The sequence below is a fragment of the Streptomyces melanogenes genome (genome assembly GCF_014649795.1).
GTDB classification, from domain to species: Bacteria; Actinomycetota; Actinomycetes; order Streptomycetales; family Streptomycetaceae; genus Streptomyces; species Streptomyces noboritoensis.
The window spans coordinates 125,271-139,009 of record NZ_BMTS01000019.1 but is presented as its reverse complement, the minus strand read 5'-3'; the positions used below and the strand labels follow the sequence as shown (position 1 = coordinate 139,009).

Genomic DNA, 13,739 nt, shown 5'->3' with positions numbered 1-13,739 from the left:
CCCCCCACTCGCAGTGCCTGCGGGCGGGATGGCAGTGCCGCCCCGGATACGGCACGAACACGGTGCGACGGTGCGCGGGTGGGGTGTGGCTCCTGCCGGACACCTGCTCGGGGACGCTTCTGCCCGCGTCGTCGCAGGACTTGCATCACCGGCTGTGTGTGACCCGGGCACGATGGGCGTCGGCGGCATGAGTCCCATGGTCGCCTCCCTGGTACTGACGCTCTCGCCACGTGGTGTGGCGCCTGCTCGCCGCCTTCGGGTCTGTGGTGTGCGGGAGGCGGGCCGATGAGCCTGCTTCTGACCGAAGTTCTGGTGGGAACCACCGCGCTGGCCGGCGGCACGGCGGCGACGTTGGCGATACGCGGCCGCTGGCGTTGTCGTCGTCTGTATGAACAGGTTGTGGACCTTGAAGCGGAGCGGTCGGCGCAGGACCACGTCCTGTACTCGCTCGGAGACCCGCACCTGCTGGACTGGCTGCGTGCCGCGCAGCCCTCCTCGGACGTGACCTCTCTGGTGCAGCTGCCACCCCGGCTCCGCGGCACCAAGTTCCTCGGGCGCGTGCAGAGGCTGGGTGAGCAAGTCACCCGCAGTGTGCAAACCCTGCGGGAGGAGGCACGGCTGGAGGCGACGCGCGAGATCGAGGGGCGGGCCACCGACGACACGCGCGCGGCGGTGCGCGCGTTCGCGTCGCAGCTGGCCAGCCAGGGCACGGACCTGGGCCGGAGCGTCGGCGACATGCTGCGGCGACAGACCGACGCCGACCTGGTCGAGGAGCTGCTGCAGCTCGACCACCTGGCGCAGCAGCAGGTCCGTACGGCGCAGGCGTACGTGGTGCTGTGCGGGGGGAGGCCGGGCCGGTCCTGGCCGGCGACGAGTTTCACGGACGTGGTGCGCGGCGCGATGAGCCGTATCCGAGACTATCGCCGGGTCCGGTCCCAGGAGTTGGAGGTGCTGGTCGCGGGGCCCGTAGTGGAGCCGCTGGTGCAGATCGTGGCGGCGCTGCTGGACAACGCCACCCGGTTCTCGCCGCCCAACGCGTGGGTCCAGGTCAACCTCCAGCACGGCACCCAGGGCGTCACCGTAGTCATCGATGACGCCGGGCTGCGGATGAACGAGGAGCAGCTCGCCGACGCCCAGGCGCTCCTCACCCGCCAACGGCTCACCGATATCCACACGTTGGGGCCGGTTCCGCAGACAGGGTTCCCCGTGGTCGCCGAACTCGCCGCACGCTACGGATTCCAGGCGTGGGTGGACGCCCCCAGCCCGTTCGGCGGGACACGGGCCCTGGTGTTCGTGCCCGCCGCCCAGCTCGCCGCACCGGCCGAGCCCAACGCACCGGAGCCGCAGGCGGCCTCGCCGGTGAACACCGGGGTGACAACGGGCGGCCTGCCCAAGCGGGCCCGCCGCCCCGCGGCCCCGGCGGCAGCACCGCCGGCCGCTGCTGGTCCTCTCGCCCGCCCGGCGCCGGCCGGAGCTGCCGGGCCTGGTGCGGTGGCGGCCTGGTCGCAGGGCACACGCAGCGGACGTGCTGCGGCACATGGGATCAACCCGCAACAGGAAGAGGCCTGATCATGCAGGAACCCAAGATGCAGAACGCCGCCCCCGGCGGCGTCGACTGGCTGCTCAGCGGCCTGGAGGCTCCCGGTGTCCGGTTCTCGGTCGTCGTCGCCGCCGATGGCCTGGTCATCGGCCACAGCGACGGAATCGACCGTGACCGTGCCGATCAGGTCGCCTCCGCCGTGTCCGGCGTGTGGGCCCTGGGCAAGGCCCTGGCGGGCATGCTCGACGGCGGACCCAACGCCGTCCGTCAACACCTTCTGGAGACCGACGCGGGGTTCATGCTGGTCACCGCGGCCGGGGAGAACGGGCACTTCGCGGTCGGCACGACCGTGGACGCCGACATCAGCGTGGTCGCCCACCGGATGAACGAGCTGGCCGTGAAGGTCGGCCAGGCGCTGAGCAGCAAGGCACGCGGCCAGGCGGCCCAGGGAGACGTCCGGCTGTGAACGGGCGGCGGCACGGGCAGGAGCTGGTGCGGGTCTACGTCCGCACCGGCGGCCGCGTGCGCCCCAGCCGCGAGCTGGGGCTGGTGACGCTCGTCATCGCGGCGAACGCGCCGCTGCAGGGACTTGACGTGGAGGCGCGGCGCATCGCCGGACTGTGCCGCTCGCAGAGGTCGCTGTCGATCGGTGAGATCGCCGCGCATCTGAACCTGCCGCCGTCCGCCGTGAAAATCCTGGTGTCCGCGCTCATCGACAGCGGCCACCTCACCGTCCCGCCAGCACCCCAACAAGGCGACGCCCCCGACATCGATCTTGTGAGGGAGGTCCTGAATGGACTCCGCGCACTGCGCGCCTGATACCGCCCCACGCAGGAGGGACGCTGTGTCCAACGACTCCGGCCCGGCGCAGATCTCCTACCTGCCGCCGACGGTGAACCGTTCGGCGAAGATCCTCATCGCCGGGCATTTCGGGGTCGGCAAGACCACCCTGGTGGGCAGCATCTCCGAAATCGAACCGCTGCGCACCGAGGAGCCGATCACCCAGGCCAGCACCGCCGTCGATGACCTCACCCAGCTGCCGCAGAAAGATGAAACCACCGTCGCGCTCGACTTCGGACGGCTGACGTTGAACGAACGCCTGGTGCTCTATCTGTTCGGGACGCCCGGCCAGCGGCGGTTCTGGCCGCTGTGGGACGACCTCGCCCACGGCGCGCTCGGCGCCCTGGTGTTGGTCGACACCCGCCGCCTGGACGAGTCCGACGCGGTGCTCGCCTTCATGGAGGAGCGCGACCTGCCCTACGCCGTGGCCGTCAACGAGTTCACCGGCGCCCGCAGATTCCCCGCGCACGAGATCCGCCAGGCCCTGGACCTCGCCCCGCACACCCCCCTCCTCCTGTGTGACGCCCGCGCCCGCGACGCCTGCCTGGACGCACTGATCACCCTCGTCCACTACCTGGCACACCGATTGGAGATCCGCCCATGACCACCCCCGCGTCCGCCCACCCCGAGCCGGCCGACACCGTCTCCCGTATCCCGTTGTACGTACCGGAGTTCGCCGCTGACCCACACCGCGCGTACGCGGAGATGCGGCAGCGTTTCGGTCCGTACGTGCCCGTCGACCTGGACCCTTCCGGTGTCCCCGCCACGCTGGTGATCGGCTACTACGAGGCGGTGCGGATCCTCAACGATCCGCGCACCTTCCCCGCCGACCCGCGTGCATGGCAGCAGAGCGTCCGCGCCGACTGCCCGATCCTGCCGATGCTGGAGTGGCGGCCCAACGCGTTACGCAGCGCCGGTGACGCCCACACCCGCTACCGTGCGGCGACCACCGCGAGCCTGGCCGGCATCGACCAGCACGCCCTGGGCTCCACCGTGGAGCACATCACGGCCCGCCAGATCGACCGATTCCGCGCCGCCGGGCGGGCCGATGTGATCACCGAATTCGCCTGGCCGGTCGCCTTCCAGACCCTCAACCACCTCCTCGGCTGTCCGGCCGAGACCGGCGCCCGCGTCGCCCGCGGCATGGCGCAGATCTTCGAGGGGGGCAGCGACGCGGCGGCCGGGAACCACCTCCTGGCGCAGGCCCTGCTCGAACTGGTGGACCTGCGCCGTCGCCACCCGGGCGACGACGTCACCACCCGCCTCCTCGCTCACCCGGCCCGCCTGGATGACACCGAGCTGATCCACCAGCTGGTCACCCTCTACGGCGCGGGCATCGAGCCCCAGCAGAACCTGATCGCCAACACCGTTCTGCTCCTGCTGGCCGATCCGCGGTTCGCCGGTGATGTGCTCAGCGGGAGCCTCACCGTCCGCGACGCCCTGGACCACACGCTCGCCAGTGATCCGCCCATGGCCAACTACTGCCTGAGCTACCCCACTCGGACGGTCACCGCCAGCGAGCACGTGGTGCTGCCCGCGCACCAGCCGGTCATCATCTCCCTGGCCGCCTGCAACAACGATCCCGCCATCGCCGTGCCCGACCGGGCAGGCAACCGCTCCCACCTGGCCTTCAGCGCGGGGCCGCACGCCTGCCCGGCCCGCACCCCGGCCTACCTGATCGCCCAGAGCGCCATCGACGTCCTCCTCGACGTCCTGCCCGATCTGCGCCTGGCCCCCGGCACTCGCCCGTCCTGGCGGCCCGGCCCCTTCCATCGGGCCCTGGCCGCGCTGCCCGTGGAGTTCTCCCCCAGCGCCCCCGCCCTCACCCCCGAAGGAGCACGCCCATGAGCACCGTCCCGCCGTTCGTCCTCGACCCCGCCGGCCGCAACCGCGCCGCCGAGGACGCCGCACTGCGCGAGCGCGGGCCCATCACCCGCGTCGACGTCCTGGGCATCGAAGCCTGGGCCGTCACCGACCCCACCCTGATCCGCCAACTGCTCACCGACGACCGGGTCTCCAAGGACGCCCGCCAGCACTGGCCGCGCTTCCCCGACGACATCGTCGGAAAGTGGCCGCTGGCACTGTGGGTGGCAGTGGAGAACATGTTCACTGCCTACGGCGCCGACCACCGTCGGCTGCGCCGCCTGATCAGCCCCGCCTTCAGCACCCGCCGCATCACGCGTCTCACCCACCAGATCGAGGAATTCACTTCTGCCCTCCTCGACCAGCTCGCCGCCACCCCCGCAGGCGAGGCCGCCGATCTGCGTGAGCACTTCGCGCTGCCCCTGCCGATCCAGGTCATCGGCCACCTCATGGGCCTCGACCCCGACACCACCACCGGCTTCCGCCACCTCGTCGACGGCGTCTTCGACACCACCCTCTCCCCCGCCGCCGCACACGCCAACACCGAGCAGCTGTACGCGGTACTGGACGACCTCGCCACCAGCAAACGCGCACACCCGGGCGACGACCTCACCAGCGACCTCCTCGCCGCCCAAGCAACCACCGACGCACGCCCCCTGACCGACCAGGAGCTGCTGGACACCCTGCTGCTGGTCATCAGCGCCGGATACGAGACCACCGTCAACCTCATCGACCAGGCCATCACCGCCCTGCTCACCCACCCCGAACAGCACACCCTGGCCGCCAGCGGATCGGTGCCGTGGAAGACGGTCGTCGAGGAGAGCCTGCGCTACGAGGCCCCCGTCGCCCACCTCCCCCTGCGCTACGCCGTCGAGGACATCCCCCTCGCTGACGGGATGACCATTGCCCGGGGCGAGGCGATCCTCATCTCCTACGCCGCGGCCGGCCGCCACCCCGCCCTCCACGACCAGGCCGACACCTTCGACCTTCAGCGCCGCTCTACCGAGCACTACGCCTTCGGCCACGGCGCCCACTTCTGCCTCGGCGCGCCGCTGGCCCGCCTCGAAGCCACGATCGCGCTGCGCGACCTGTTCACCCGCTTCCCCCACCTGGCCCTCGCCGTCCCCGCAAGCGAACTGCGCCCGGTGCCGTCGTTCATCGCCAACGGGCACGTCACGCTGCCCGTCCTCCTGCACCCCGCACCGGACGTACCCGACGCGACCGGGGTGAACACCCCGCCGACGGCCGCATAGGCGGCCGCACCCCGACCCCCATCGCCCTGCAGAGGTTTTGATGCACTTCGAACCGTCACCCGCCACCACCGGGGACGACCGCCTGGACCCGCCTGCTCCGGGCTTGACCGCTGCCCAATGGGACACGTGGTACCTGACAGGCGCCGTCCGGCAGGTCGCGCAGGTCGAGGCCGAGCAGTTCTCCCGGTACACCGGACCACGACCGGGACAGACCGCGGTGGACATCGGCTGCGGAGTGGGCACCTGGACACGCCAGCTTGCCCGCTGGGGCCTGAGCGTCACCGGCTACGACTATTCCTCCGAGGCCATCAAACGCGCCCGACGCCTGGCAGGCCCCAACGAGACCTACCAGCCGTGGGATGTAGATGCCGCCCCCGTCCCGCCCGACCACGCGCTGGGCAGCGTCGACATCGTCACCTGCCGCCTGTCCCTGCCCTACCTCGACTGGCCGAGACTACGAACCACCGTGACCCCCTGGCTGTCCAACGGCGGCGTCTTCCACGCACTGATCCCCGTCGAAGAGGGCTCGGCCCCGACCCACCGCGACCCTTTCCGGCGCGGCATGACCGAGGAACAGATCCAGCACCTTGACGACGGCTGGGCCTTCGCCAGGCGCTACCGCACCCGCAGCCGCCACCTCACCGGCCTGATCCTGCGCGGCTGGCACGGACAAACAACAGGCGGAGGCGGCGACGTTGGCCACGCACCGCCGCCCCCGGAAGCCGGACCACTGTCAGACGACGGCGCACGGGCCCCTACGAAGGCGCGCCCACCGCCCGGGCACCAGGAGCCGGAGCGTGCGCGTTCCCCGGCCATCGGCCCCAACAAGCCCCTTCCACCCTAGACAGACATCAGGCCCTGCATCGTGAGACCACTCCGACGTTGTCCTTCACACGACCCTGCTCTACGTCATCGTCCCCGGCTACTTCCTGCTGCTCGCCGCGTCCGTTCGCGCCCGCCGCACCCCACCCTCTCCTCTCCCGGCCCGTTCCGCCTCGTTCTGGTGGATCCACTTGCGATCCTGCGCGGCTCTTTCGATCGGCTGCCTGTTGCTGATCGGCCTGTGCCCCCTCTTGCCCGGCCGACTGCCGTAGCCGGCTGCCGTGGCGTCAGTTCTCGCCAGAACGACGGGCACCACACCGGAGGGCGGCGATGACTGCGTCCACCCCACCGGCGCCGCCCACCGTCATCCCCAGGCCGCAGCACCCGCAGACCGAGCGTGCTGTGCAGAGGCTGCGTGCACGCATCGCTGATGCCACCTACCCCGCGCTGGCGACCACCCCTCCTCTGGCGTTCCTCGCCATCGAACTCGGCGTGCCCACCGAAGCCATGGTGGAAGCCGTGCACCACCTGCAACAGACAGGGATCATCGCCTCGTACCGGCGCGGAAGGGCAGTGATCGCCCATGGTGCTCTCGACCAGATCAAGCGGAGCGATAACGCCCTATACGTACCCCCCGGGGCCAAGGCGAGCGTACGCAAGCGCAGCCTCGCTCTCGCCGCACTGATGCGCCAGGACATCAACACCGGCGCATGGCCCCAGGGACAGGCCCGTACCCGGCGCGACCTGGCCGAGCTCTACCAGGTACCGCCGCACATCGTGGCAGGCGCCGTACAGGCACTCAAGGACGAGCAACTGCTCCATGTCCGCCCGGCGATCGGCGCATGGCCACTGCCCGCCCCCGGGCGGGCACCAGCACGCTGGTCATGCAGCGCACATATAGCGCTGGTCGCCGGCGTGGAGCAAGCGCTGAAGGCCCGCATCGCCGACCCCGAATTCCCCGGTAGCGATGGCCTGGCCAGCGAGGTCCTGGCAACGGAATTCGGTGTGTCGCGCAGCACGGTCATGGCGGCCCTGCAACGACTACGAGAACAGCACCTCATTGAAGGCAAGGGCAAGAAGATCCGCGTGGTCCGACGCGATGCAGGACAGTCATGAGCGCGGCCGCCCGCGATCCGAACCAGGGCTACAGCATGCTGAGCGATGACGCCGAACTCGACCACGACGAGCTGTCGTGGAAGGGGCCAGGAGCCCGCGACGACGTGGAGGGCGAGTCCTTCCTGCGCCCCGACCCGGCGCGCGTCTACCACTGCCTCAGCGGAGGCCGGTGGGATTTCCGGATCGACGAAGCCTTCGCACGCCGCCTCACCGACATCGACGAGACGGTCCGTACGGCTGCCGTCATCAACCGCCTGCACGGCACCCTGATCGCGCATTTCCTGGCCGAGCGGGGCTTCGCCCAGATCCTCGATCTGGGCTGCGGTTACGCGCACGACTGGTCGCGAGCCCTTGGGCGGCACGAGACGCCACTGCTGGGGGACGTGCTGCCCCGGGCCACGATCGTGCACGTGGACATCGACGGCATCGCCGCCGGACGTGCCCAGAGCACCATGGCCGGCCTCTACGGCAACCCCTCCGTCCTCCAGGCCGACATCCGGCTGATGCCCGAGGTGCTCGCCCACCCGCAGATCGCCGAACGGTTCGACACCAGCCGACCGATCGCCGCCCTGCTGCACGACGTGCTGCCGTGGATCGGCGACGACCAGGAGACGGCGGCCGCCGTCGCGGCACTGCGGGAATGGCTGCCACCCGGCAGCGCCCTGTCCCTCACCCATGCCACCAGCGACCTGTCCCCCACACCTCACACGCAGGCCCAGCTCACGTCCCTATGGGACGAAGAAGCAGCCACCAGCTTCCGGCCCCGCACCCGCAACGCGATCAACGCGCTGTTCGGCGACTGGGACCTGGTCGATCCCGGCCTCGTCCCCACCGCGCGCTGGCATCCCGGCCATCCCCACGCCCGCGACCCCGACACCTACTCCGCCGCCTTCGCCGGACTCGCCCTCAAACCCCAGGCCCGCACCTCCGACGTAGAGGAACACCGATGTACTTGATGAGACCACTCACGGACGCGGACCGCCCGCTCGTCGAGAACCTGCTCCTCGCACGCGCCGAACGGGACCGGCAGCACACCGTATCGGCGAGGTGTTCGTGGCCTCTTCGTGTGGGGCAGTTCAGGCAGTTGCCGTGCCGTGCGCGTCAGCGCACGGCACCTTCGCCCTGGTCTGCGGCCCGGGACGACGCCGCAGTGACCGGCAGGCGCCGGAAGGCCAGCCCCTCCGTTCCCGCCGCAACAGGCAGCCTCCGACGTGGCGCTGAACGCGCCGGTCCACGCTCCGCACTCTGTGAAGGGCACTCCTGATGAAAGACTCCCCGGTCCGGGACACGGCCGTACGGCTGGCCGCTGCCCTGCAGCACGCGTTCCCCTCGGCACCACCCATTGACACCGGCGACAACCAGGAGATCGGTGCTCTGGAGCTCCTGCTCCTCGCCCCGAACGACCTTCGTACCTTCATCGAGGACCGGTACGCCGGGCACGCCCTGCGGGTCCGCGTCACCGGCACCCTCGACCGACGGCTGGTGCTTGTGGAGACGGGCGGCGGCTGGTGGACCCTGGCCGACCTGTCCGGCCAGCCGCACGCCGGCAGGGCCTGGCCCGCGTGGACCCGCTCCCGCCTCCTGATCGAGAAGCCGGACTCCTGGCTCTCGGCCGCCGTGCTCGACGAGTGCGCGGTGGAACGCCTCAGCAAGCCCGACGTGCTGCTCGCGGCGCTCTACCACCCCGAGAACTTCCCCCTGCCCCGCTTCCCGCTCGGCATCAGCGACGTGGCCCGAGCCGCGCGAGCCACCCTGACCGGCACCGTTGGCCTGGTCGACATGCAGCTGGGCACCACCCTGGAGGACCTCCTCAAGCAGGTCACCACCGCGCCCCCGGACATCCTCGGCATCAGCGCCACCTTCGGCCAGCACGACCTCCTCGAAGAACTCCTCGACGCAGCCTACGCGTTACCCGAGCCGCTCCTGGTGATCGCCGGGGGCAGTCTGGTGGCCCGCAATGAGCGCCTGCTCCTGGCGACGTACCCGAAGCTCCTCATCGCACGGTCGGCGGGCGAGCCCACGATGCGGGGCCTCCTGGCCTACTGGCACGGGGAGATCCCCCTCACTGACATACCCGGCCTCGGCTACAACGGTGCCCCGCGCGGCGGCGGGCTCGGCATCGCCGCCCGCCGGACAGCGAAGCTGCGCGCCGCCCCGGCGGGCGCCGACATCCTGCCCGAGCTGGACCTGCTCCGGCTCACCCTCGTGCTGCACGGGGTGGCCCAGCTGGAGATGAGCCGGGGCTGCACCAACACCTGCAGCTTCTGCCCGCGCGGTCACAAGGGGGTCTGGAACGGCCCCGATCCGCTGGCCGGCTGCTGGATCCTGGCCTGGATCCGCCGTGTCTTCGACGAGTTCCCCCAAATCTCGTGGACCGCGTACCTGGTCGACGAGGAGATCATCGGCCGCGGTGAACAGGTCGTGGCCCGCATCCTGGCTCTGGCCGCGGCGTTCCACCGGGCGGGCTTCCGCTGGGAGTCGAGCTGCCGCATCGACCAGGTCACGCACCCCGAGATGGACGAGACCTGGCACATCGAACGGGTCGCGATGTGGCGGACATTGCAAGACCTGGGGCTGCGCCGGATGCTCTTCGGCGTGGAATCGGGCGTGGACAGCATCCTGGAGCGGTTCAACAAGGAGAACACCGCCGCCCAGAACGCGGTCGCGATCCGCACCCTGTCCGCGCTGGGCGTGCCCACCCGCTACACCTATATCACCTTCGACCCGCTGATGACCCTGGAGGAGCTGAAGCAGACGTACGCCTTCCAGGGCCGCACCGATCTGCTGCTGCGGCCGCAGAGGGGACTGGCGGCCGCCGACCTCGTGGCCGGGGTCCGTGACGGGGAGTGGGTCGCCGAGCACACCACCGGCCGACCGCTGCACACCGGGATCAGCTACATGCTCGTCAGCATGGAGTGCCTCGTCGGCGCCGCCTACACCCGGATGGCCGCCGCCGAGAACCTGACCGGGGCGGAAGAGCCGCTGATGGGCCGGGTCGCCTGCCGGTACCGGGACTGGCGTATCGGCGTGGCCAGCAGCTGGGCGCAGCGATGGGTGGATCGCCACTTCGCCCTCGACTACACCTTCAAGAGCCTGGAGAAGGTCCTCGACGGCGCACCGCGGCATGCCGTCCGCCAGGCCCGCATCGTGCTGAAGGACGCCGCCTACCAGGTACTGGGCGACATGATCAGCGCGATCGAGCAGCACGGCCTGGACCAACCGGAGCAGGAGCGGGAGCTCGTCGCTCGGATCGAGGCGGCCCTGGAAGAGCGGGCCGGGAGCCTGCGCGGGCAGATGGCCTCCACGGTGCAGGAGGTCACGACGTACCTCACCGGCGAGCACGCGGCCACACTGGCCCGGGAGTACCGCCGGTGGGAAGCCGCCGCGGGCTGGGAGCTGATCAACGCAGCGGACTCATGTGCGGACTGAGCCAGCGCCGAGCCGGGGTGCCCCACCACTGTGTCGCGGGCGGGGTACCCAGGCTCGCGCGCTCACGCGCCGCCGGCCTTCTCCGGGATGGGCACCCAGTTGAACTCCGGGCAGAAGCGGGCGTACGTGGTCAGCTTCCAGGTCGCGTACTCCTCGGTCCGGCCCGAGCTGCGCAGCAGGTGCTTGACCCAGGTGTGCGCGATGCGCTCGTCCAAGGTCATGGTCACGTCGATCTGGTCAAGCATCCGGCAGGCGATGGCGAAGTCGTCGACGGTGAGTGCGCTCAGGTCGATCTCGATGCCGTCCAGCCTGAAGGAGAAGACGAGACGGGAGGTGGAGTAGCGGGTCTTGCGCTCGCCCAGGAACGTCGTGTGGGGGGCAAGGGCCGCCCGCAGGCGGTCGCGGTCCTCGACCGGGTATCCGATGCCCAGGTCCAGGTCGGAGGTCTCCAGGTTGAGGCGGGTACCGAAGGAGCCGACGTCGCGCGGCTTGTGCCCGGTCCATTCGCTGATCATGGCGGCCGCGTCGGCGCGCACCTGCGCCAGGCGGTCGTCGTGGACGCGCATCTCCTCGTAGAAGGCGCGGGCGCGGGCGAACTCGGCGTCGGTGAAGTCGCCGCGGTCGACCCAGCGCCGCTCGGCGATCGCGTCCAAGTCGAGTGCAGTGAAAGGGGGTTGTGTCGTCACCCGAGGCACCATACTCACCTCCCGAAGCGATTCATCAGTATTTGCTGCTAATTGAGAGTTACGAGGTACTTCCTGTGAGGACTCCCTCCTCCCTCGCACGCCGCACGCTCGCCGGCGGCTTGTCCGTTCATCCGATCGGGATCGGGGCCTGGTCCCTGGGCGGCTCCGACCACAACCTCGGGCTGCCCATGGGCTGGTCCACGGCCGACGACACCGCCTCCCGCCGTGGCCTGGAGACCGCCTACGAGCTCGGCGCCAACCTCATCGACACCGCCGACGTGTACGGACACGGGCACTCCGAGCGGATCATCGGTGACTTCGTCACCACCGTCGACCGCGCCAGCGTGGTGCTGTCCTCCAAGGTCGGCTACCACCGGGGCACCGCCCGGCACGCCTACCTCCCCTCAGCCATGCGCCGCCAGCTCGAGACGAGCTTGGAGAACCTGCGCACCGACCGTCTCGACATCTACTTCTTCCACAACGCCGACTTCGGGCCCGACGACCGCTACCTGCAGGAGGCCGTCGCCCAGATGCATGACTTCCAGCACCAGGGCCTGGTCACCGCGGTCGGGATGCGCGGCCCGCACCGCTACGCCACCGAGCGGGTCACCGTCGCCAAGGAGCAGCGCGGCGACAAGTACGCCCGGTTCGCCTACCTCGCCGAGGTGATCCGCCCCGACTACCTCGCGGCCCGCTTCAACGCCCTGACCCCGCCGCCCGCCGACGGCCGGCCGGACATCTTCGCCCTCGCCGCCTCACTCGGCGCCAGTGTGCTGATCAACAAGCCGTTGGCCCAGGGCCTGCTCACCGGGAAGTACGACCCCGACCACCCGCCGGTCTTCGCACCCGGCGACCACCGGCTGCGCAAGGCGTGGTTCACTCCGGGGGCGCTGCGGATCATCCAGGACGGCCTGCGCCCGCTGCGGGAGCACTTCGGTGACAGCCCGGCAGCTCTGACCCGCGCCGCCCTGCAGTACTGCCTACAGCAGGCCGAGAACGCCGCCGTGCTCGTCGGCTTCACCCGCCCCGAGCAGGTCGAAGAGAACCTGACCGCCGTCGGCACGCCGCTGACCGACGACGAGCTCGCCTTCGTCCGCGACACCCTCGGGTGCCTCCAGCAGAATCTGGACGCGCACAGCGAGGTCTTCCTCGACGAGAAGGAGGCCGGCCGGTGAACCCCGGCGTGGAGCAGCTGTCCCTGCTCGCCACCGACGAACCCGCCCACCAGCCGGCCACCGACGCCGTGCGGCTGCTACTGTTCAACGCCCAGCACGCCTCCCCACAACGCTCGCGCCGCCAGGCCGAATGGATCGCCGGCCAGGAGGACGCCGATATCGCCGTCCTCACTGAGGTGTCCTCCACCCAGGGCGGCGATGCCCTGGTCACCGCGCTCACCGAGCGCGGGTACGCCACGGTGATCGCCCCGCGGCCGTCCACGCCCGACTACCGCACGGTCATCGCCTGCCGGACCGGCGAGGTCCGGCCGGTCCCCAGCCCGGTCACCGTCACAGCCCACCGGGCCCCGGCGGCCCGCGTCACCGTCGGCGGCCACACCATTGGAGTGCTGGGCCTGTACGTGCCCTCCCGCGGCCCGAAGAAGCAGCGCAACGTCGCCAAGCGCGCCTTCCAGAAGGCGGTCACCGAGAGCCTGCCGCGACTGCGCGCCACCTTCCTGGACGTGCCCGTCATCGTGGCTGGGGACCTCAACGTCATCGAGCGCGGCCACCAGCCCCCGCACAAGGTGTTCGGTGAGTGGGAGTACGCCTTCTACGACTCCTTCCAGGCCGCCGGCCTCACCGACGCCTTCCGCCACCTGCACCCCGACGAGATCGCCCATTCCTGGTGGGGGCGCAGCGGCAACGGGTTCCGCTTCGACCACCTCTTCGTCTCCACACCCCACGCCGTCGGCGTCCTGGCCTGCGACTACCACCAGGAAGCCCGCGAAGCGGGGCTGACCGACCACGCGGTCATGACGCTCCGCCTGGGCCTGCCGTCTCCCAAAGGCGGACAGGGTGAAGCCGCAGCTACGCGCTCTGGCTGACTGCCAACCGCCGCAGCGGCGAACATCGGCGTTTCGGCCAATCGCCCCCGAACGCGTGCTCTTGCGCGACAAGGGTCGGTGCACCGCGCACCTTCGGAATTCCGCTGAATCACAGGGTGCGCAACCCGTCTGAAAGGAACAGGTGCTCG

Annotated in this window: 13 protein-coding genes; 12 read left to right on the top strand and 1 reads right to left on the bottom strand. The window is 70.6% G+C overall.

Annotation, left to right across the window (positions count from 1 at the left end; genetic code table 11):
• Positions 1 to 285: 285 nt before the first annotated feature.
• The 10 genes from IE252_RS32735 to IE252_RS32690 all read left to right on the top strand — a co-directional run bounded on the left by IE252_RS32735 (position 286) and on the right by IE252_RS32690 (position 10,863).
• On the top strand, positions 286 to 1,569 hold the full coding sequence (locus IE252_RS32735) for an ATP-binding protein (RefSeq protein WP_190093066.1): 1,284 nt from the start codon (positions 286 to 288) through the stop codon (positions 1,567 to 1,569).
• 2 nt (positions 1,570 to 1,571) lie between these two features.
• A complete protein-coding gene (locus tag IE252_RS32730) occupies positions 1,572 to 2,006 on the top strand; it encodes a roadblock/LC7 domain-containing protein (RefSeq protein ID WP_229848939.1) in 435 nt (144 codons plus the stop codon).
• Entirely contained in the window at positions 2,003 to 2,359 is a 357-nt protein-coding gene (locus tag IE252_RS32725) for a DUF742 domain-containing protein (RefSeq protein WP_229848938.1), read from the top strand. Before IE252_RS32730 ends, IE252_RS32725 begins: the two co-directional genes overlap by 4 nt.
• Before the next feature lie 25 nt (positions 2,360 to 2,384).
• A complete protein-coding gene (locus tag IE252_RS32720) occupies positions 2,385 to 2,984 on the top strand; it encodes a GTP-binding protein (protein ID WP_229848937.1) in 600 nt (199 codons plus the stop codon).
• Complete coding sequence (locus tag IE252_RS32715; protein WP_190093064.1) at positions 2,981 to 4,228, top strand: cytochrome P450 family protein; 1,248 nt, start codon at positions 2,981 to 2,983, stop codon at positions 4,226 to 4,228. Before IE252_RS32720 ends, IE252_RS32715 begins: the two co-directional genes overlap by 4 nt.
• Positions 4,225 to 5,496, top strand: a complete 1,272-nt coding sequence (locus IE252_RS32710; RefSeq protein WP_190093063.1) for a cytochrome P450 family protein — start codon at positions 4,225 to 4,227, stop codon at positions 5,494 to 5,496. The genes IE252_RS32715 and IE252_RS32710 overlap by 4 nt, the downstream gene beginning before the upstream one ends.
• Before the next feature lie 40 nt (positions 5,497 to 5,536).
• Positions 5,537 to 6,340: a class I SAM-dependent methyltransferase gene (locus tag IE252_RS32705; protein ID WP_190093062.1), complete on the top strand. Its 804-nt coding sequence runs from the start codon at positions 5,537 to 5,539 to the stop codon at positions 6,338 to 6,340.
• A 308-nt stretch (positions 6,341 to 6,648) separates the two neighbouring features.
• Positions 6,649 to 7,434 carry a GntR family transcriptional regulator gene (locus IE252_RS32700; protein WP_190093061.1) on the top strand — a complete coding sequence of 262 codons (786 nt, stop codon included), beginning with the start codon at positions 6,649 to 6,651 and terminating at the stop codon, positions 7,432 to 7,434.
• Positions 7,431 to 8,390: an SAM-dependent methyltransferase gene (locus IE252_RS32695; RefSeq protein ID WP_190093060.1), complete on the top strand. Its 960-nt coding sequence runs from the start codon at positions 7,431 to 7,433 to the stop codon at positions 8,388 to 8,390. Before IE252_RS32700 ends, IE252_RS32695 begins: the two co-directional genes overlap by 4 nt.
• A gap of 307 nt (positions 8,391 to 8,697) precedes the next feature.
• Positions 8,698 to 10,863: a B12-binding domain-containing radical SAM protein gene (locus IE252_RS32690; RefSeq protein ID WP_190093059.1), complete on the top strand. Its 2,166-nt coding sequence runs from the start codon at positions 8,698 to 8,700 to the stop codon at positions 10,861 to 10,863.
• A gap of 62 nt (positions 10,864 to 10,925) precedes the next feature.
• Here the strand turns inward: IE252_RS32690 and IE252_RS32685 are convergent, their stop codons facing one another.
• On the bottom strand, positions 10,926 to 11,549 hold the full coding sequence (locus IE252_RS32685; protein WP_229848936.1) for a hypothetical protein: 624 nt from the start codon (positions 11,547 to 11,549) through the stop codon (positions 10,926 to 10,928).
• A 119-nt stretch (positions 11,550 to 11,668) separates the two neighbouring features.
• On the opposite strand from IE252_RS32685, the gene IE252_RS32680 reads away from it, so the two are divergent.
• Together IE252_RS32680 and IE252_RS32675 are read left to right on the top strand one after the other, a co-directional pair.
• Positions 11,669 to 12,724, top strand: a complete 1,056-nt coding sequence (locus tag IE252_RS32680; RefSeq protein ID WP_229848935.1) for an aldo/keto reductase — start codon at positions 11,669 to 11,671, stop codon at positions 12,722 to 12,724.
• Positions 12,721 to 13,590, top strand: coding sequence for an endonuclease/exonuclease/phosphatase family protein (locus tag IE252_RS32675; protein ID WP_229848934.1), 870 nt, complete (start codon positions 12,721 to 12,723; stop codon positions 13,588 to 13,590). Before IE252_RS32680 ends, IE252_RS32675 begins: the two co-directional genes overlap by 4 nt.
• The last annotated feature ends 149 nt before the right edge of the window (positions 13,591 to 13,739 follow it).